13 protein-coding genes are annotated in these 20146 nt (G+C 75.6%); 5 read left to right on the top strand and 8 right to left on the bottom strand.

All coding sequences use genetic code 11. The features are described from left to right. Positions 1-6: 6 nt before the first annotated feature. The 4 genes from LG943_RS23515 to LG943_RS23500 form a co-directional block, all read right to left on the bottom strand. Positions 7-6420, bottom strand: a complete 6414-nt coding sequence (locus LG943_RS23515) for a TcpE family conjugal transfer membrane protein (protein WP_270074536.1) — start codon at positions 6418-6420, stop codon at positions 7-9. A 12-nt stretch (positions 6421-6432) separates the two neighbouring features. After that, positions 6433-6738, bottom strand: coding sequence for a hypothetical protein (locus LG943_RS23510; RefSeq protein WP_179769095.1), 306 nt, complete (start codon positions 6736-6738; stop codon positions 6433-6435). Between the two features lie 85 nt (positions 6739-6823). Further along, positions 6824-7795, bottom strand: coding sequence for a conjugal transfer protein (locus tag LG943_RS23505; protein ID WP_270074535.1), 972 nt, complete (start codon positions 7793-7795; stop codon positions 6824-6826). A gap of 460 nt (positions 7796-8255) precedes the next feature. Next, on the bottom strand, positions 8256-8870 hold the full coding sequence (locus LG943_RS23500; RefSeq protein ID WP_270074534.1) for a TetR/AcrR family transcriptional regulator: 615 nt from the start codon (positions 8868-8870) through the stop codon (positions 8256-8258). 138 nt (positions 8871-9008) lie between these two features. On the opposite strand from LG943_RS23500, the gene LG943_RS23495 reads away from it, so the two are divergent. Next, complete coding sequence (locus LG943_RS23495; protein WP_270074533.1) at positions 9009-9836, top strand: SDR family NAD(P)-dependent oxidoreductase; 828 nt, start codon at positions 9009-9011, stop codon at positions 9834-9836. A 94-nt stretch (positions 9837-9930) separates the two neighbouring features. Here the strand turns inward: LG943_RS23495 and LG943_RS23490 are convergent, their stop codons facing one another. Beyond that, positions 9931-10920: a helix-turn-helix transcriptional regulator gene (locus LG943_RS23490; RefSeq protein WP_270074532.1), complete on the bottom strand. Its 990-nt coding sequence runs from the start codon at positions 10918-10920 to the stop codon at positions 9931-9933. Between the two features lie 116 nt (positions 10921-11036). Between LG943_RS23490 and LG943_RS23485 the strand changes: the two genes are divergently transcribed. Beyond that, the gene (locus LG943_RS23485) at positions 11037-11447 is read left to right on the top strand and encodes a VOC family protein (RefSeq protein ID WP_270074531.1); all 411 of its coding nucleotides are present in this window, start codon (positions 11037-11039) and stop codon (positions 11445-11447) included. A gap of 73 nt (positions 11448-11520) precedes the next feature. Here LG943_RS23485 and LG943_RS23480 read toward each other — a convergent pair whose 3' ends face one another. Further along, positions 11521-12111: a cysteine hydrolase family protein gene (locus LG943_RS23480; protein WP_270074530.1), complete on the bottom strand. Its 591-nt coding sequence runs from the start codon at positions 12109-12111 to the stop codon at positions 11521-11523. A gap of 125 nt (positions 12112-12236) precedes the next feature. Between LG943_RS23480 and LG943_RS23475 the strand changes: the two genes are divergently transcribed. Next, positions 12237-13220 carry a GlxA family transcriptional regulator gene (locus LG943_RS23475; RefSeq protein WP_270074529.1) on the top strand — a complete coding sequence of 328 codons (984 nt, stop codon included), beginning with the start codon at positions 12237-12239 and terminating at the stop codon, positions 13218-13220. A 120-nt stretch (positions 13221-13340) separates the two neighbouring features. Here the strand turns inward: LG943_RS23475 and ychF are convergent, their stop codons facing one another. After that, complete coding sequence (ychF, locus tag LG943_RS23470; protein WP_270074528.1) at positions 13341-14435, bottom strand: redox-regulated ATPase YchF; 1095 nt, start codon at positions 14433-14435, stop codon at positions 13341-13343. Positions 14436-14771: 336 nt separating this feature from the next. Here ychF and LG943_RS23465 point away from each other — a divergent pair, with 336 nt between their 5' ends. After that, complete coding sequence (locus tag LG943_RS23465; RefSeq protein WP_408648641.1) at positions 14772-15719, top strand: FkbM family methyltransferase; 948 nt, start codon at positions 14772-14774, stop codon at positions 15717-15719. A gap of 48 nt (positions 15720-15767) precedes the next feature. On the opposite strand, the gene LG943_RS23460 is transcribed toward LG943_RS23465, so the two are convergent. After that, the gene (locus LG943_RS23460; RefSeq protein ID WP_270074526.1) at positions 15768-18251 is read right to left on the bottom strand and encodes a beta-glucosidase; all 2484 of its coding nucleotides are present in this window, start codon (positions 18249-18251) and stop codon (positions 15768-15770) included. Positions 18252-18492: 241 nt separating this feature from the next. On the opposite strand from LG943_RS23460, the gene LG943_RS23455 reads away from it, so the two are divergent. Continuing rightward, the gene (locus LG943_RS23455; protein ID WP_270074525.1) at positions 18493-19974 is read left to right on the top strand and encodes a DNA recombination protein RmuC; all 1482 of its coding nucleotides are present in this window, start codon (positions 18493-18495) and stop codon (positions 19972-19974) included. The last annotated feature ends 172 nt before the right edge of the window (positions 19975-20146 follow it).

Here is a 20146-nt window from a genome sequence, read left to right as displayed (position 1 = left end):
GAGGGGTCATCGGCGGGCCTCCGGCGCCCGCCGGGGGCCCTGGCCGCCGCCGGGCGCGCCCGGCCCGGCGCCGGGGCCGGGCACGGCCGCCAGGCCGTGCATCAGCACCCCGCCGAGGGCCGCGTGCGCGCGCCGCGTGGTGGCCCGCAGCGCGCCGGTGTCGACGACCTTGCCGGCCGCCAGGTGGTCGTCCCACGGGACGCGCACGATCGCCCGGCAGCGCCCGCGCGCCACCTGCTCGGCGGCGTCGACGTCGGCGAGGCTGCGCTTGCTGACCCCGTTGATGACGACCACGGCCTTGGACCGCAGGGCGGCGTAGCCGTGCCCGTCGAGCCATTCGAAGGTCATGGCCACGGCGCGGGCGGCATCCTCGCTGGCCGGAGCCACCAGGACCATGCCGTCGGCCACCGGCAGAGCGCGCGCCACCCCGGTGGCGGCGGGGTCCAGCAGCGCGACCTCGTAGAACTGCTCCAGCAGGCCGGCCAGCCCGGCGTAGTCGCGGTCGTCGAGGGTCTGGACGTAGGGGTCGTCCAGCGTGGACACCACCTCCAGGCCGCTGGGCGATTGGGAGGTGTAGCGGCGCATGCCCAGGTAGCCGTTGACGGCCTCGGCGTTGGCCAGCAGCGAGGTGAGGGTCTCGGGGGTCTCGGCGCGGACGCGCCGCGACAGCCCGCCGCCGCCGGGGTTGACGTCGACGGCCACCACGCGCTCGTCGCGGTAGGCCGCGAGGGTGTGGCCCAGCATGAGGGTGGTGACGGTCTGGCCAGCGCCGCCGGTGCAGCCCAGGACCACGACGGTGCGGGGGGCGGGCAGGGCGGTGCGCAGGCGCTCGATGTCGCCGGGCGGGAGGTCGGAGCGGGCCGCCGGCGTGGAGCCGCCGGTGACGACCCGCGCCAGTCGCCGCCACCCGCGCGTGGCGCCGGAGTCGGAATCCGCCGCCGGGCGTCCGGCGCCGCCGCCTCGCGCGGGCTGGGCGTGGGACGGGGTGCCGTTGGGGGTGTCGCCGAGCCGCTGCTGCTCGCCGGTGCCGTGGTCGAGCTGGAGTGACGGCTTGTCGGCGTGGGAGTCGGCGGGCGCGCCGGGCGCGGTGCCGGTGGCGCCGGCGGCCGGGGTGTCGGCGCCGGACCGGGTGCGGGTGTCGCCCCGGCCGCGCCCGCCCTCGGCCGGCGCGGACTCCGGGGGGGTGCCCGGCGGGGTCTGGCCGAAGAGGTGGCTGAGGCGGCGGGCGTTCTGCGCGACGCGGCTGAAGACGTTGTCGTCGCCCGTGGCGGGGGTGCGGGTGCGGCCCCCGCGCGTCGGGGATGCCGGGGGTGCGCCGGGTGCGTCGGGGTCGGTGGTCTCGGGGTCGCGCGCGGCGGAGTCGCGGGAGTCGCGAGGGGCGGCGGGGTCGGCGGTGCGGCCGGGGGCGGCGGACGGCTGCCCGCCGGTGGGGTTGGCCCGGATGGTGCGGGCCAGGCGCATGGAGCGCTCGCCCCCCGTGGCGGGGTCGGCCTGCCGCTGGGCCGAGGCGCTGTCGCCGCCGGGGTCGGCGGTGTCGCCCTGGCCGGAGGAGCCGGTGTTGTGGGCGAGGTCGCGGCGGCGGGCGCGGATGGCCGCGGCCTCGGCGGCTTCGAGGTCGGCGGCCGTGGTGCGCTGCGGCGCGTTGACGTGTCCGAACGACTCGTGCTCGCCGGTGCCGTGGTCGAGTTCGAGGGGCGGCTTGGCCGAGGCCGAGGCTGAAGCCGGAGCGGACTCGGCGCCGTGTCCGGCGCGGTCGGCCGGGCTCTCTGCGGCGCGCCCGGCGTTCGCGAGGTCGCCGCCCTGGTCGCGGGGAGCCTGGCGGACCGCCGCGCCGCCGGAGGCGGCGTCGGCGGAGGCGGGCGCGTCGGTCGAGGCGGCGCGGTCGGCGTCCGGGTGGGCCGGCGCGGCGCCGTGGGCGGTGGAGGCGGGTTCGTGCCGGTCGCCGTGCGGCCGGGAGTCAAGCGAATCCTCGGCCGGGCCGGGTTCCGGCACGCCACCGGCGCGCGCGGCGTGCCCGGTCTCCATGGCGGGGTCGTCCACCGACGTGGTGTCGTCGGCACGATCGGTGTGCTCCGCCGCGCGCGGTGTGCGGGCCGGTCCGTGGGCGCCGCCGTGGCCGGCCGCATCGCGGGCGGCGTTCCGGCCGGAGCCGTGCCGCTCATCGGGCACCCGGCGGGGGTCGTCGTCGGACGCCGAGCCCGGCGCGCTCTCGACTCCCGCCGACTCCGCCGCCCGGGAGGCGGACGGACCCCGATCGGCGGGGGCGGGAACGGGGGTGTCGGCGAACCACGAGACCGGCCGACGCGGCGGCTGGCTCCCGGTCGCCTCCGCGAAGCGCGGCGGGGGCGGCGGCGGGGTGTCGGCGTGGTTCAGGTAGCGGTCCAGCACCTCCAGCCGGTCGGAGGCGGCGCGGTCGCGCGGTTCGTCGTGGTGCTCGCGCGGGGCCTCCGAGCCGGATCCGCCCCGGGTGTCGTCCTGCGGCGGGACGGCCGTGGCCGCCTCCGGCCCGTCGTCGTCCGAAACACCTCCGGGGGACGGGCTGACCGGATCGGGCGCCGCGCCCGTGGTGTCCACGTCGGCGGAGGAGTCAGGAGCGCTGTCAGGGACGTCGGCATCAGCGGTGTCGCCCGCCGGAGGCACAGCCGAGGCGGCGCGCCGCGCACCCGACGAGCGGCCCTCGTTGGCGCGCTCATCCGCGCGCGTTCCGGAGGGGTGCGCCTCCACGTCAGAGGTGCCACGCGGCGCCTCGGCCGACGTGTCCGCAGCAGTCTCAGGACCCGACTGACGCACCGTTGCGGCGCGGCGGTCCGCGCCGCCGTCGCCGTGGAAAGGCGTCTCCACGTCAGAGGCGTCGCGCGACGCCTCTGCTGGCGTGTCCAGAGCCGCCTCAGTACCCGATCCGGCGGCCGACTCCTCGGCGCGCCGGGCGCCCGACGGGCGGCGCGCGGCGCGGGTGGGGCGCTCCGCTGGGCGGTCTCCGTGCGGGGGCGTGGTCGCTGCGGCGTTGGCGACATCGGAGAGGCTTTCATGCTCGCCGGTGCCGTGGTCCAGTTGCAGCGCGGGCTTGGGGGCCGAGAGGTCGGGGATGCGGAGACCGGCCGCACCCGACTCCGCGGGCGAGGGCTGCTCCCCGCCGGCCTCGGGCACCTCGCCGCCTCGCGCGCGGTCGGCGGCGGCGGGATTCTCCGGCCGCGCGCGGTCCGGTGCGGGCGCGGTGTCGGGCGACGGCGGCCGGGTGGCGTCCGGGTCCGTTGCGCGGGCCGGGCGGGTTCGGTCCTCGGGCGCCGCCACGGCGCGGGTGACCTCGGACAGGCTCTCGTGCTCGCCCGTGCCGTGGTCCAACTGGAGCGGCGGCTTGCCCTCAGGCCGCGCCTGCGCGGTGTCGCCGCGCGCGGCGCGTGCCTCGGCGGCCGCCTCCTCGGCGGCCTCGTCCCGGCCGCCCCGGATCGGGCGGGCGGACTCCTCCCGGTCGTCCTGGACCGGGAGGGCGGCGGAACCCTGGCGTTCCGGTTCGCCGGTTCCCGTCGACAGGGCGCGGGTGACCTCGGACAGGCTCTCGTGCTCGCCCGTGCCGTGGTCCAGTTGCAGCGGGGGCTTGGTGTCGTCCTCGGGCTCGGCCGCGGCCTCGGCGGCGGCGCGGGCGGCGGGGGGCTGGGCGTCCTCGGCATAGGTGTCCGGCGCGGTGACCTCGGCCTCGACCTCGGTGGCGGCCTCCGGCTCCCGTTCCGCAGCAGCGTCCTCGTCGTCTCGGACCGCAGGCTGGTCGACGGCTCCGGCGGTGCCCGGCGGCGCCGAGAACACCCGGATGACCTCGGACAGGCTCTCGTGCTCGCCCGTGCCGTGGTCGAGTTGGAGGTGCGGCTTCGCCTCGCCCGGCTCGGCGGGGGCACCCTGCTCACGGTCCTCCTGGGCGCGTTCCGCCTCCGGTGCCGGGCGCTCGGCGGGCGCCCCCTCCTGCTGGGCACGCTGCTCGGCGGCGGCGCTGTCGAGCGGGGTGGGGAGGTCCCACGGTGCGGCGTGCGGACGCTGTTGGAGGCGGCGGGCGCGCAGCGACGGGCGGCCGGTCTCAGCGGGCCCGGGGGTTTCGGTGGCGTCGGCGGACTCGGGGGCGCCGAGCCCCTGAGCCTTGGCGCGCGGCGGCGGCTCTGCGGCCCGCGCGCGTTCGCGGGCGCGCTCGGTGTCGTGCTCGGCGGGGGCCTGCTCAACTCCCGACGCGGTTTCGGCGGCGTCGCGTTCGCGTTCGAGGCGGCGCGTGACCAGGACGCCCTGGATACGGCCGCGCAGGCGGCGCTGCGGGCCGGGGCGGTCGGCGGCGGACGCGGTGTCGTCGCCGGCGGCGCGGTCGCGGGCGGAACCGGTGGCGGCGGGCCGCTCCCGGCGCTCCCACGGGCGGGCGCGGCCGAACGCACCGGAACGCGTGTCGGCGTCCTCGGCGCGGGACGGTTGGGAGGCGTCCGCGGCTTCGGGGTGGCGTGACGGCTGACGGGCGTCCGCGGCATCGGGGTCGCGGGACCGCCGGGGTTCGGCCGCCTCCGGCTCGCCGGCGTCGGCCAACGGGCGCGCGGCGGGGTCGGTGCCGCGGCCGCGCGGGGCCTCGGCGGGGGTGGGCGGCGCCGCCATCATCTCCTCGGCGCGGCGGCGCGCGGTGGTGCCCCGGTCGGGCGCGGGTTCGGCCGGCGCGGCGGACTCGGCGCCGGGGTCGGCGGGGGCGAAGAGCGGCGTGGCCTGGTCCTCGACGCGCTGCGGCGCGCGCTCGGGCACGGCGTAGCCGGTGGCGGAGGCGGGGTCCGGCCGGTCGGTGTGGTCGGCGGCGGGCTCGGTCTCCAGCCGGTCCGTGTGGCCGGTCGCGGGCTCGGAGCCCGTCCGGTCCGCCTGGTCCGGCCGGACGCCGTGGTCGGGGGACCGCTCGTCGGTGTAGTCGGCGAGGTGCGCGGCGAGTTCGGCCGGGGTGCGGGCGGCGCCGGGAATGGGACCGGTGTGTCCGCGCGCCGGGCGGTGCCCGCGGCCGGCGCCGGGGTCGCGCCGGGCGCGGTCGGCGGCGGAGCCGGCGGCCGGCTTGTCCAGGGCGAAGCCGAAGTAGTTGAGGACCTTCTTGCCCATGCCGCGCCGGGGCGCGGCGCGGTCGCGGTCGCGGTCGCGGTCGTAGTCGCGCTCCCACTCCCGCCGCTGGTCGAGGGATTCGCGCTCGCGGGCCGGGAAGTCGTCGTCGGCCTCGGGCAGCGGCCAGGGCTCGGCCGCGGCGGCGAACGCTTCGGGCTCGGGTTCCGGTTCGGTCTCGGCGCGGCGGCCGCGTGCCGGGGCGGCCTCGGCGCCGGCGGCGCGCTCGGGGCGGAAGCCGTTGCGGCGCTCGGACCAGAACTCCGCTTCGCGGAGGCGGTCCTCGTCGAGGCCGTCGGCGTGCTCGACCCGGTCCCGCCGGCCGGCGCCGGCCGCGTGCGGCTTTGCGGGCTCCCACTCCCACGGCTCGCGCTCGGCACCGCCATCGAACGCCGCCTCACGCTCCGCCTCGCGGAGGTCGTCGTCGCGAAGGTCGTCCTCGTCGAGGCCGTCGGCGTGCTCGACCCGGTCCCGCCGGCCGGCGCCGGCCGCGCGCGGCTCCGCGGGCTCCCACTCCCACGGCTCGCGCTCGGCACCGCCACCGAACGCCGCCTCACGCTCGGCGACCCGCTCGCGCACCGAGGGCGGGGGTTCGGCCGGGACGTAGGGGTCGGCGGCCCGCCAGTTGGCGGCCTCGTCGTACTTCTCGTATTCCTCGTGCTTCTCGTAGTCCTCACGAGGGCCGGACGCGGCGGCCTGCTCGCCGTTCCACAGCGGCGCGGGGTCGGGGAGGTCGGCCGGTCCCGAACCGGCGTGCGCCCGCGCGCCGCTGCCGTTGGGCGACGCGGGCAGCACCTCCTCCAGCGACGGCGCCTGGCGGGCGGTGCGCCGGGGCGCGGGGGTGGACACGGGCGCCTCGGCGGCGCGGTCGCGGCGGCGTGCGCGCCCGCGTTCGGCCGCCTGGGCGGCCGAACGCGCCGCGCGCTTGCCGGGTGCGGGCAGCGGCCCCGCCGCGGGGTCGCGGTGCCACACCCGGACGGTGACACGGACCTCACCCGGCTCGCGCTCGGGCGCCAGCCGGGTGTAGACCCGGGCCTCGGTGACGTAGCGGACCTGGGAGACGACGAGTTCGCTGAGGCGCTTGCCCTCGATCACCGGCCTGGTGGCCAGGAAGGCGATGACGAAGGGCGGCACCAGCCACACGACGTGCCAGGGGGTCTCGGCGGGGACGCCGAGCAGCACCATCAGAGTCAGCCAGACGGCGAACACGCCCAGGAGAACACCAAGGTAGACGACCGAGACCGGCTGCGGCAGCCGGAAATCGTAGAGCTTGTACAGCCTTTTCTCGATACGCCAGATGTTGGTGTACGTGGGCAGGTCCACGTCTCCGGCCTCCTACTCGGTCGAGACGCCCATTGCTCGCGCGATGGCCACGGCGGTGACCTCGATGATCCCGGGCACGTAGAAGACGATCCCGATGAAGATCGCCAGGATGATGAATTGCGCGAACCGGGTGATCTCCCTGGTGAACAGGAAGAAGATCGCGACGACCGACACGATCACCAGGAACAGCGGCCCGAAGAAGCCACGCAGGAAGTCGGCGAGCCCCGAGGTGTCGGGGGCGTCCTCGGTGGCCGCCAGCGCGAGAGGGGCCGCGACGTCCAGAGCCGCGTGCGTGAGACTGGAGAGCAGGGGGAGCATCAGTCGCCGTCCCCTCGCGTCTCACATCTGTGCTGCATGGTGCTTCTTCTCCTTGGCTTCGAGCCCTGCCGGGGTGGTGCGGCGATCACTCGCCGAACGACTGCGGGGCTCCTTGGATGTCTCGGACATACCAGGTCTCGCCGTCGCGGACGACGGTCAGCTCATAGGTCTGGGTCAGCTCGGCGGGGGTGGACTCGTCGGAACCGGCCAGCCGCCACACCACGGTGGCCGTGACCTGTCGTCCATCATCATCCCCCGAACCGTCGACGGGTACGGCGATATCGGACAGTTCGGCGAATTCCAGGGTGTCGGGCGGCAACTGCTCGATCCGGGCGCCGGGCTCCACGAAGTCGGACAGGAAGCCGGGGTCCTCGGCGTAGGCCGCGAAGAACCGCTCCAGGCGCGGCACCAGTTCGTCGCGGACGGCGGTGTCGGTCTCGGCGGACTCGGGCGCGGGGAGGTCGGCCCGGCTCGGGCTGGCGAGCAGGGCGGGCGGCCCGGAGATCACAAGGCTGTCGGAGTCGGCGGCGTAGACGGGGACGTCCAGGCTCATGGGGGCGCCGTTGACGTCGGCGCTCAGGGTGACGACGGCGTTGTGGTCGTCGCGGACGTCGACCCCCACCACGCCAAGGTTCTCGCCGGTCAACTCGGAGTCCTCGACGGTGAACTCGGTGGCGCGGCCCTCGGGGACGTAGGCGGCCAGCGCCTCGGCGCGCTCCTGGCCCGCGAGGCCGCCGGTGTTGAGGTAGACGTCGGCGAAGCGCAGGGCGAACCCGGCGGCGGCGGTCTCGGGGAAGGCGGGCTGCTCGGCGGCGGGTTCCTCGTCGGCGGAGGGCTGGGCGAACCCGTTGCGCAGCGGCTGCCAGACGCCGTTGAAGATGACGACGATGATGAACGCCCACAGCACGGCGCGCCCGATCCACACCCACCAGCGCCCGCCCGAGCCGGCGCGGAGCCGCCGGCTGCGCTGCGGAGGGTCGCCGAACTCGTAGAGGTCCGCGTCGGCGGAGTCCTCAGCGGGTCGGCCGCCGCGCCGCGCGGTCGGCTTGCGAGCCATCACGCCTCCCCATCCCGTCCCGAGCACTGGCCCTGGCGGCCGTTTTCCCGAACCATGTCTACCCCATACCTATGGTGCGCCATTGTTTCGGATCCCGAGCGCCAATACTCCTCCGTGTTTCGTGTCCATGCACACGGTGCACCCCGGACGCAGCTCAAGATCGAGGGGCGATTGGGGCACATCGGGGCAATACCAGCAAAACTCAGGAAACTGCCATGGTCAACGCCGGGATTGCGGTTGGACCGGAAAGGAAGCTAGCGCCGTTCAGGAAGGCGGGTGTGGCGTTTAGGTCTCTAGAGAGGTCGCGCCGGCCGGTGGCGGCACCACACCCGGTGGCCGATCCTCACCATAGGTCCCGGGTGTGACATTCCACCCGCCGCGGCCCACGCGACCCCGGGCGGGCGCACGGCGGGGCGTCGCGGAGCGCCCCCGCGCACTCCCCCGCCCGGTCTCACACGTGTCACGCGGTGTCACCGGACCGGCGGAGGCCGGCCAGCGCAGCGTCGATCGCCGCGGCCGCGGCCTCCGGCTCGGTCCCGGTCCGCGCCAGGAGGGACGTGCCCTGGGCGACCACGAGGAGGAGCCGCGCCTGGGCCTCGGGCGGCGACGTCGCCACCACCTCGCCGCGCTCCTGCGCCTCGCCGAGGGCGTGCGCGGTCATGTCCACGAACCGGGAGAAGGACCGCTCGACGAACGCCGTCGCCTCGTCGTCCTGGGGCACCAGCTCCACGGCCGTGTTGCCCATCATGCAGCCGCGGGGGGCGCGCTGGTCGGCCGCCGCGGCGCCGAGCCGCGTCGCCATCAGCAGGATCTCCCGCAGGGCCGGGAGCAGGGGGACGCTGGAGAGCGCCGACCGCAGCGCCCGCTCGTACTCGGCCCAGTACAGCTCCACGGTCTTGAGGTACAGCCGCCGCTTGTCGCCGTAGGCGGCGTACAGGCTGCCGCGCTCGACGCCCAGGCCCTCGACCAGGTCCTGGACCGACGTCGCGCCGTAGCCGGACGCCCAGAAGATGCCGAGCGCCTGTTCGAGGGTCTGGGCGGTGTCAAACCTGCGGGGTCGTCCGGTCCGGGCCATGGCGCCATCCTACGACTTCTTGACCATCGTTCCAGAAGTAGTACGGTGGTGCGCGACTTATTGAACGGTTGCATGGAAGTCGGGCGGGCCATCGTCGCCACCTGCGCTTCCCACCTACCAGCCAGACGGGAAACCACCGTGAAGGATCTCCGCACCCAGTACGGCCAGTACGCCGTCGTCACCGGAGCGTCGTCGGGTATCGGTGAGCAGTTCGCGCGCCGGCTCGCCGCCGCGGGAGTCAACGTCGTCCTGGTGGCGCGCCGCGAGGAGCGCCTTGAGGCCCTGGCGGCGGAGCTGTCCCGCCTCCACGGCACCGCCAACATCCCCCTCGCGCTGGACCTCCTCGCCCCCGGGGCGGTGGACGACCTGTGGCAGCGGGTCGCCGGGCTCGACGTGGGGATCGTCGTCGCGAACGCGGGGTTCTACTTCGCGGGCCCGCTCACCGCCAACCCGCTGGCGGACGAACTGGACGTCCTCACCCTCCACACGGCGGTGCCGCTGCGGATGGCGCACCGCTTCGGCCGCGCGTTCGCGGCGCGCGGCCGGGGGGCGATCGTCCTGGTGTCGTCCAGCATCGCGGCCAGCGCCGTCCCCTACGAGGCCAACTACGCGGCCGCAAAAAGCTACGTCCTGTCGCTGGGCCAGGCGCTGCACCACGAACTCAAGGGGGACGGCGTCGACGTCCTGGTGGTCTCCCCCGGGCAGACCCAGACGGAGGGCCTCGACAGCGCGCCGGGCATCGACTTCAGCCGGCTCAGCGGCGCGAAGATGCCCCCTGCGCGCGTGGCGGACGCGGCCCTGGCCGGCCTCGGCAGGCGCGCCCACGTCGTCCCCGGCGCGATGAACGTGCTCACCGACGTCCTGACGAAGTACGTCCTGCCCCGGCGGCTGTCGGCGCGCATGTACGCGGCGATCCTGCGCCCCGCCCTCACCGCCGAGCCGCGCAACGCGCCGTCGGCCGGCTGATCCGGGAGATCGCCGAGGCTCTGAGGCGCGCGATCGATGTACGGTATGCCGCCGCGTCGCCACGGTGCGGGCCGTCCGGCTCCCACCCGGGCGATCACCCGTCCTCGCCGGACGCCGCTCGCAGCATCCTCGTCGCGGCGGTCCGCACCCGTTCGCGGAGCGCGTCGGGCTGGTCGATCACCACCGCGCGGTCGAGGGCCGCGATGACGGGCGGGATCCAGTCCAGGCTCTCGGCGCGGATCTCGGCCCGGTACCAGGGCGGGGCGGACCCGTCCGCGCCGTCCACCTCGGGGTCCAGGCGCCGGAGCCGGGCGACGCTGGGCGGCAGGTGGGCGCGGATGTGGTCCTCGGTCGCGCGGACGCGCAGCACGACCCGCCAGCGGTAGTCCGCGTCGGCGAAGCGCTCGGCGAGCCGGGCCGCCGCGTCGGGGCGCTGAGGCGCGCTGAAGGTTTCCGCGAGCGCGCGGGCCGTCCGGATCCGGTCGACGCGGAACGTGCGCTCCTCCCGCTTGTCGGTGTCGTACGCGACGAGGTACCACCGGCCCGCGTGCGCCACCAGGTCGCGGGGGTGCACCCTGCGCCGCGACAGGACGCCCTCGCCGCTGCGGTAGCGCAGCTCGACCACCCGGCTGCGGCTCACCGCCTCGGCGAGGGCCAGCGTCACGGCGGGGTCGGGATCGACGTCGCCGCGCCGGGCGCCGCGCGTCATCGCCGCGAGGGCGGCGGCCACCCGCTCCGCGTCCTCGGGCCGCATCGCCCGCTTGATCTTGGCCAGGGCGGTCCGCACGGCGGTATCCGGCTCGTCCGCGGACTCCCGCGCGTGTGTGAACCCGAGGAAGACCGCCACCACCTCCGCGCCGCTGAACACGATCGGCAGGACCCGCCGGCCGGGCGCGAGCCGGTAGCCGCCGTACCTGCCGCGCAGGACCTCGACGTGCACCCCCGCCTCGCCCAGGCGCGCCACGTCCCGGCGCACCGTGCGCTCGTCCACGCCGAGGCGCTCGGCGAGCTCGGCGGCGGTGCGCGGGGGCGCGGACTGGAGCAGCTCCAGCAGCCGCAGCGCCCGGGCGGTGGGATCGGCCATGGACCAATCCTCGCCCATACCGGACAGATCTCGCCCGGTTTGGCGCCTACGGTGCCTCCCGTGGCCACAGGGGCCACACCGGCACCCCGACCCGCTCACCGCGAGGAGAGACAGCGATGCGACTGGCAGCCACCCGGATCTTCACCGACGACCTGGACGCCCTGGTGGCGTTCTACGAAACGGCCACCAGCATCGGCGCCGCGCGCCTCCACCCGATGTTCGCCGAGCTGCGCACCCCCTCGGGCACGCTCGCGCTCGCCGCTTCGGCGACGGTGCCGCTGCTCGGCGAGGGCGTCGCCGAGGCCCGCGCCAACCGCAGCGTCGCGCTGGACTTCCTGGTCGAGGACGTCGACGCGACCTACCGGGCGCTCCGGGACGTCGTGGCCGACGTCGTCAACGAGCCGACGGACATGCCGTGGGGCAACCGCTCACTCCTCGTCCGGGACCCCGACGGCAACCTGGTCAACTTCTTCACCCCGTCCGCCGAGGCGGCCCGGGCCCGGTTCGCGGACCCGACACCGGAGTAGCGCCGTGGCGCGGAAGGGGCGCACACCCGGGGAGCGCGCCCTCCCCGGCACGGCCCGGTCCGATGACGCCCGCTCAGTCCAGGTCCGACGCGCTCCGCACGACCACGCCGTAGAGGTCGCCGATGGTCGCGAGGGCGGCCTCGTGCAACTGCTCGGCGGAGACGGGGGCGATCCCGCTCTCGAGCGGCCGGGTGGCGCAGGCGTCCGCGACGACCGTGGGCTTCCTGCCGGCCAGGAAGGCGCCCTCGGAGGTGAACTGCACGCACATGTTCGTCATGAAGCCGGCGACGACGAGGTCGTCGTGGCCGGCGGCCGCGACGCGCTCGCCCAGGTCGGTGCCCACGAAGGCGTTCGGCGCGGTCTTCACGACGACGTCCTCGCCCTCGACCGGCGCGACGCGGGGATGGATCCGGCCGATCTCGGCGCGGATGTCGTAGGGGGTGCCCTCGCCGCCGTCGTTGACGACGTGGATGACGGTGGCACCGGCGGCGCGGGCGCGCTGGAGCAGGTCGGCGGCGGCCTCGAGGGCCGGCCGCCAGCCGTCCAGCTCCATGACGCCCGTGGTGTAGGTGTTCTGGTAGTCGACCAGGACCAGCGTGGAGTCGGCCAGGGAGGCCGGTGTCTGGTCGAAGCCGTTGAGTTCGCGCAGGGTCGTGCGTGCCATGGGATGCCCCTTGAGTCGTGGACCGGCCGCGGTCGGCGGGCCTGGATCCACGCTAGGAGCGCGGCGGCATGTCGGCAATGTCGGGTAACCTGCAAAAACCGACATCCCCGCCGGAGGGAGCCGCGATGATCGAGCGCCTCGTCGTCGTTGTCCTGTTCGACCAGGTCGACCTCCTCGACGTCACCGGCCCGCCCGAGGTGTTCTCCCTCCTGCGGCGGGAGACGGACGGGCCCACCGGCTACGAGGTCGTGCTCGCCGCCGAGACGATGGACCCGGTCACCACCTCCGCGGGCGTCCGGGTCCTGCCCGACACCACCTTCGAGCGGCTCGCGGGGCGGGCCGTCGACACCCTCATCGTGCCCGGCTCCGTCGAGGTCGAGGAGGACGGTCGGGCGAAAGCCCTCGCCGACCCGGCGGTCGTCGAGCGGGTGCGCCGCCTGGCGGCCAACACCCGGCGCGTGACCTCGGTCTGCGTCGGTGCGCACATCCTCGCCGCGGCGGGCCTCCTCGACGGCAGGCGCGCGACGACCCACTGGTCGACGGCGGCCCAGCTCGCGGCCGAGCATCCGAAGATCGAGGTCGACCCCGACCCCATCTTCATCCGCGACGGCGACGTCTGGACGGGTGCCGGCATCAGCTCGTGCATCGACCTCGCCCTGGCCCTGGTCGCCGACGACTTCGGCGACGTCCTCGCCCAGAAGGTCGCCCGCCAGCTCGTCGTCTACCTCAAGCGCCCCGGCGGCCAGAGCCAGTTCAGCGTCCCGCTCAAGACCGTCTCCGCGAGCCGGCGGGTGGAGGAGCTGCGCCACTACATCACCGAGCACGTCGGCGACCGGCTCAGCGTCGCCGACCTGGCGGCGCACCTGCACATCAGCGACCGGCAGCTCACCCGCGTCTTCAAGACGGAGCTGGGGACCACGCCGGCGGCCTACATCGAGTCGGCGCGGATCGAGGTCGCCCGCAACCGCCTGGAGGCCACCGACGACACCGTCGCGCGAGTGGCCACGGCCTGCGGGTTCGGCACCGTCGACACCCTCAACCGGGCGTTCCGGCGGGCGATGGGCGTGACGCCCACCGAGTACCGCCGGCGGTTCCGCGTCCGCGCCTGAGGCGCTCGGTTCCACCTCGCGGACGGGGCAGCCATGACGAAGGGGCCGGCTCCGCGCGGAGCCGGCCCCTTCCGGCCTGCGTGCTTGCCGGATCATATCCAGCGCACGGCGACGAAGCGGCTACACGTTGAACCGGAACTCCACCACGTCGCCGTCGGCCATCACGTAGTCCTTGCCCTCCATGCGGGCCTTGCCCGCCGCCTTCACCGCCTGCATCGAGCCCGCCTCGACCAGGTCGTCGTAGGAGACCACCTCGGCCTTGATGAACCCGCGCTGGAAGTCGGTGTGGATGGCCCCGGCCGCCTCGGGGGCGGTGGCGCCCTTCTTGATGGTCCAGGCGCGCGACTCCTTGGGGCCGGCCGTGAGGAAGGTCTGGAGGCCCAGCGTCGCGAAGCCCACGCGGGCGAGCTGGGCGAGGCCGGACTCGGTCTGGCCCAGCGACTCCAGCAGCTCGGCCGCTTCGGACTCGTCCAGCTCAGCCAGCTCCGACTCGATCTTGGCGTCGAGGAAGATCGCCTCGGAGGGGGCGACCAGCTCCGACAGCTTGGCGCGCAGGCCGGGGTCGCCCAGTTCGTCGGTGTCGACGTTGAAGACGTAGATGAAGGGCTTGACGGTCAGCAGGTTCAGCTCGCGCAGCAGCGCGGTGTCGATCCCGGCCGGCGCGGCGCCCACCGACAGCCCCACGCCCTCGTCCAGCACGCCGCGCGCCGCCCGCGCGGCGGCCAGGACCTCCTGGGCGGTCTTGTCCTTGGCGTTGCGCTTGGCGTCGCGCTCCAGGCGCGGCAGCGCCTTGTCGAGGGTCTGGAGGTCGGCCAGGATCAGCTCGGTGTTGATGGTCTCGATGTCGCGCGAGGGCTCGATGTCGCCGTCGACGTGGGTGACGTCGGGGTCGTTGAAGACCCGGATGACCTGGCAGATGGCGTCGCACTCGCGGATGTTGGCCAGGAACTGGTTGCCCAGGCCCTCGCCCTCGGAGGCGCCGCGCACGATCCCGGCGATGTCGACGAAGTCGACGGTGGCCGGGACCACCTTGGCCGACTGGAACATCTCGGCGAGCTTGTCCAGGCGGGAGTCGGGCACCCCCACGACGCCCACGTTGGGCTCGATGGTGGCGAACGGGTAGTTCGCGGCCAGAGCGTCGTTCTTGGTCAGTGCGTTGAACAGCGTGGACTTGCCGACGTTGGGCAGGCCGACGATCCCTATAGACAGACTCACGGTCGTTGATTCTAGGCGCTGCCCGCCGCCGCCCGGAGCGGCCGAGGCGCCGGGGGCCGGCCCGGACCCCGCCGGGGCGCCCCGCGCGGGCGCGGTGCCCTGTTTGGCGGAAACGTCCTGCGCACAAGTGCAAATCGGAGTACGTTCATGTGCGACCGGTCACGTCGGCGCGAAAGGACGGCTCGTGCGCGGAGGGGGCGCGCGGCCGTGTTCTCGGCCCGGCCGCTGGGGGGCGGCCCGACGCGGTCGCGACCGGTCGGCACGGGATCCTCCCGTGCCGCGGCGGCGCCATGCCGACCAGATGCCGGCCACGTGTGGGCATTGGGGGGAACGACATTGGTACACGCTCAGATGCGGGCTCTGGTCCGCCGATATCCCGCGGTGCGCTACGCCACCCGCAAGATCCGGATCCACCTGCCGCAGCGCCTGGGCGGCCTGGATCCCGCGCACGTGCCCCCGCGCGTGCGGCACTTCGAACTCGCCCTCCCGTCCAGATCCGGGTGGGCCGGCGGCGGGCCGGCCGCGCTGTCGGTCACCGCGCCGGGCGACCTGCGCCTGCCCCGGCTGCTGCACAGCGGCGGCCTGGCCGGCTACGAACCCGAGGCCACCGCCTGCTTCCTGGCCCTGCTCGAACACGCCCGCCCCGGCTCGGTGCTGGACATCGGCGCCAACGTGGGGCTGTACGCGGCGCTGGCCGCCGCACGCGGCCGGCGCCGGGTCTACGCCTTCGAGCCGACTCCGCACACCGCCGCCACCGCCCGTGCCATCGCCGCCGACAACGGGCTGGACGTCGAGGTCGTGCAACTGGCGCTGAGCAACCACGGCGGCACCGCCGCGCTGCGCCTGTCGGCCACCGCCGACACCGCGAACTCCCTGGCCTGGGGCCCCGGCCCCCAACTCGGGCGCGTCCCGGTGACCGTCGACACGCTGTCGCACTGGCGCGAGCGCACGGGCGCCCACCCCGCCGTGGTCAAGGTCGACACCGCCGCCACCGAGCCCGACGTGATCGCCGGCGGCCTGGAGGTGCTGCGCCGCTGCCGCCCGTGGATCGTGTGCGAGGTGCGGCCCGGCAACGGCGCCGAGCAGCGGCTGATGGCGCTGCTGGAGCCGTTCGGCTACCGCTGGTACCACCTGAGCGGTGAGCCGCCCTATGCCCCCAGCCCGATGATCCGGGCCGCCGGCGCCGCCCCCCACGAGCGGATGTGGCTGTTCGCGCCCGAGCCCGTGCCGGAGCGGGTGTGGCGGCTGGCCCGCGCCTGGCGCGCGGCGTTCGCCGGCCGCTGACCCGCCCCGGCGCCGGCCGGGGAGCGCCCGGGGCCCGGGCGCGCGGCCTCAGCCGATCTCGACCGCCGTTCTGAGCCGGGTGTCGCCCGCCGAGCGGCCCACCACCACGTCGTAGCCGCCGGGCACCGTGCGCCAGGCGCGCGCGGCGGTGTCCCAGACCTGGGCGGCGCGCGGCGGCACCGCCACGACCGCCTCGGCGCGGGCGCCGGGTTCGGCGCTGACGGCGGCGAACCCGGCCAGCCACCGGCGGGGGCGCTCGGGGGTGTCGGCGGCGGCGCCCCCGTGCGGCTCCAGGTAGACCTGCACGACCTCGCGCCCGGCGCGCTCGCCGGTGTTGGCCAGGCCGACGGTGACGGTGAGGCCGCCGTCGGGCGCGGGCCGGGCCTCGACGCCGGTGTAGTCCCAGGTGGTGTAGCCCAGCCCGTGGCCGAACCAGTAGGCGGGCGGGGTCTGGGCGCGCTGCCAGGCGCGGTAGCCGACGAACACGCCCTCGTCGTAGACCAGGCGGCCGTCGGTGGGCCGGACCTCGATCACCGGGACGTCGGCCTCCTCGGCCGGCCAGGTGGTGGGCAGCCGGCCGCCGGGCTCTTCGGCGCCGAGCAGGACGTCGGCCAGCGCCGCGCCCACCTCCTGGCCGCCGAACCAGGTGACCAGCACGGCGGCGGCGTCCTCGCGCCAGGGCATGAGCACCGGCGAGCCCGCGTTGACCACCACGACGGTGCGGTCGTTGGCCGCGGCCACGCGGGCGACCAGTTCGTCCTGGCGGCCGGGCAGCCGCAGGTCGGCGCGGTCGAAGCCCTCCGACTCCACCTGCTCGGTGGTGGCGGCGACGACGATCGCGACGTCGGCCGCCGCGGCGGCGGCCACGGCCTCCTCGATCAGCTCGTCCTCGCTCGCGCGCGGCTCCAGGTGGTTGAGGGCGAACCCGATGAAGGGGAAGCCGCCGCCGAACCCCTCGGGCACCGGCGTGGTGGCCGACACCGGCACCGGGCGCCCGGCGGTCAGTTCGACCTCGACGGTGGACTGGGGCGGGTTGAGCAGCACGGCCGCCGGGTCGGTGCCCTCGATCTCGTTGTCGCCGTCGAAGCGGACCTCGCCGTCGACGGTGAGGGTGAAGTGGCCCACGCCGGTGACGCCGAAGACGTGGGTGCCCGTGGTCTGGGGGGTGAAGGTGCCGGTGACCTCGACGGCCGCCAGGCGCTCCGCGTCGATGCCGGGGGGCAGTTCGCCGATCCAGCGGGCGGCGCCGTCGGCCAGTCGCTCGGTGCCCAGCTCGGTGCCGTCGGCGGCGCGGAAGACCGCGGTGAGCGGGTGGCGCAGGGGCGGCAGGCCGCGGCGCGGGTCGGCGCCGACGGCGTAGTCGAGCCGCACGTGGTCGGGCAGCGCCGCGCGCAGCCCCTCCAGTGGGCTGACGGTGTGCTCGCTGAAGACGGTGGCGCTGCCGCCGCCGCTGGTGCGGGCCTCGTCGGCGGCCAGGCCGATCAGGGCGACGCTGCGGACGCGGGCGGGGTCGATCGGCAGCGCTCCGCCCTCGTTGCGCAGCAGGGTGAAGGAGCGCGCGGCGGCCCGGCGCGCCACGGCGCGGCCGTCGAGGGCGGCGGGCAGGTCGGCCGCCTTCACGACGGGCTCGGCGCCCTCCAGCGCGCCGACGCGGGCGGCCAGGCGCAGCACGCGGCGCGCCATGGCGTCGACGGCGGCCTCGGGCACGCGGCCCTCGCGCACGGCGGCGACCAGGTGCTCGCCGTAGACGGTGGCGGGGCCGGGCATGGCGACGTCCAGGCCGGCCAGGGCGCAGCCCACGGTGTCGCGGGCGGCGGTCCAGTCGGAGACGATGAACCCGTCGAAGCCCCATTCGTCGCGCAGGACCGCGTTGAGGTCGGCGTGCTCGGTCATGGTGGTGCCGTTGACGCTGTTGTAGGCGGCCATGACGCCCCAGGGCCGGGCCTCGGCGACGATCGCCTCGAAGGGGGCGAGGTAGATCTCGCGCAGGGTGCGCTCGTCCACGCGGACGTCGACGGTGAACCGGTCGGTCTCGGAGTCGTTGGCGACGAAGTGCTTGACGGTGGTGCCCACGCCCCCCTCCTGCACCCCGGCGACATAGGCGGCGCCGATCCGCCCGGTGAGGTGGGGGTCCTCGGAGTAGCACTCGAAGTGCCGGCCGCCCAGCGGCGAGCGGTGGATGTTGACGGTGGGCGCCAGGAGCACGTGCACGCCCTTGCGCCGGGCCTCCTGGGCGAGCAGGTGCCCGGCGGTGCGCACGAGGTCGGGGTCCCAGGTGGCGGCGAGCGCGGTGGGGCTGGGCAGTTGCACCGAGGGGTCCTCGGGGGTCCAGCGCTCGCCGCGGACGCCGACCGGGCCGTCGGACATGACCAGGCGGTCCAGGCCGATCTCGGGATTGGGCGCGATCGCCCACATGGTGGCGCCCGAGAGCAGCCGGACCTTGCCGGTGAGGTCGAGCCGGGCCAGCGCGGCCTCGACGTGGCGCTCGCGCTCGGCCTCGGCGGGATGCACGGACGGGAGGTGAGTGGTCATGACGCTCCTGCCGGTCGGGAGATGGGGCGGTGGCGGTGCGGCGGCGGCCGAAACCGGAATTTAACCTACCGATCACTCGGTAAATAGTCCAGAATCGTCCGGAGCCGCTGGTGGGGCCGCCGGGCGGCGCCGCTGCCCGGCTCCGGCGGCGGCGGCCCGCGTGCGGTGTCCACTACCCCACTTCCCCGCCCGCGCGTGGCGCTCCGCCCGGAACCGCCGGGGATTGAGACCATGGGCGGCTATGAACGGCCTTGACGTGATCCTGGTGCTACTGGTGGGACTGGCGATCGGTGTCGCCCTGGGGTGGACGCTGGCGCGCGGGCGCGTCGCCGAGGCGCGGGCGCGCGCCGAGGCGGCCGACGACCGGGCCGCCTACATCGAGGAGCGGCTGGGCGAGCGGTTCCGCGCGCTGTCGGCCGAGGCCCTGGACGCCACCAACCAGCGCTTCCTGGAACTGGCCGAGGGCCGGCTGCGGGCGGTGGGCGCCCAGGCCGGGCAGGACATGGACCAGCGCCGCGCCGCCGTGGAGCAACTGGTGGCGCCGCTGAAGGACACCCTGGCACGGGTGGAGGGCCAACTGCGCGAGGTCGACGCCGGACGGCGCGCCGCGCACGCCGAACTGGCCAAGCAGGTCGACTACGTGCGCGAGGGCTCGGAGCGGCTGCGCGACCAGACCCAGGCGCTGGTGACGGCGCTGCGCCGCCCCGAGGCGCGCGGGCGCTGGGGCGAGCTGCAACTGCGCCGGGTGGCCGAACTGGCGGGCATGAGCGCCTACTGCGACTTCGAGGAGCAGGCAACGGCCGCGGGCGAGAACGGCCGACAGCGGCCGGACATGGTGGTGCGGCTGGCCGGCGGGAAGAACATCGTCGTGGACTCGAAGGTGTCGCTGGCGGCCTACCTGGAGGCGGTGGAGACCGACGACCCCGACGTGCGCGCCGACCGCCTGCGGGCGCACAGCCGGCACCTGCGCACCCACGTCGACCAGTTGGCGGCCAAGTCCTACTGGACGGCGTTCAGCCCGGCGCCGGAGTTCGTGGTGCTGTTCGTGCCGGGCGAGGCGTTCCTGGCGCCGGCGCTGGAGTACGACCCGGGGCTGCTGGAGCACGCCATGGGGCGGCGCGTGCACATCGCCACGCCCACCACCCTCATCTCGCTGCTGCGCACGGCCCAGTACGCCTGGCAGCAGGAGGCGCTGAGCGAGAACGCGCGGGCGGTCTTCGAGCTGGGCAAGCAGCTCCACGCCCGGCTCTCGACCCTGGGCGGGCACGTCGACGGCCTGGGCCGGGCGCTCTCGCGCACCGTGGCGGCCTACAACCAGACGGTGGGGTCGCTGGAGAGCCGCGTCCTGGTGACGGCGCGGCGGTTCGAGCAGATCGGGCTGGTCGACGACGAACTGGCGCGGCCCGAGGGCGTGGCCGAGCAGGCGCGGCCGCTGGCGGCGGCGGAGCTGACCGGCGAGATCCCCCGGTACCGGGATGACTCACCGGAAACCGGGCACAGTGCTGACGGAACGGACGCACCTGATCCCCGCGTCCATCTCTACGGCGCCGCGTTCGGCGGCGGTTTCGACGAGCGGGACGGCGACGGCGGCGCTGAGGGAGGCGGCATGCGAGGCGTGGCGGAGGGTGCGGACATGGCGGACGCGGGCGGCGGGAATGAGGATTCGGATGGGGACACGACCGCCGGGGAGCAACCGAATCTCCCACCGAGAGTGACACACTGACCACTGTGAGTGATACAAGGGAGCGCACGGTCATGGTGACGCGCAAGCCGGAGCGCGTGGACGGTCCCCGCCACGCGGCGGCCGGCCGGCGGCGCCCGGACGCCGCCCAGCCCCGCCCCGCGCACCGGCGCCCGGCGGCCGCGCCGGCGTCGGCGCCGCGCCGCCCGCGCCT

The sequence above is a fragment of the Streptomonospora mangrovi genome, from assembly GCF_027604915.1.
Classification (GTDB): domain Bacteria; phylum Actinomycetota; class Actinomycetes; order Streptosporangiales; family Streptosporangiaceae; genus Streptomonospora; species Streptomonospora mangrovi.
The sequence above is the reverse complement of the archived record's forward strand: the minus strand, read 5'-3'. Positions and strand labels throughout refer to the sequence as shown.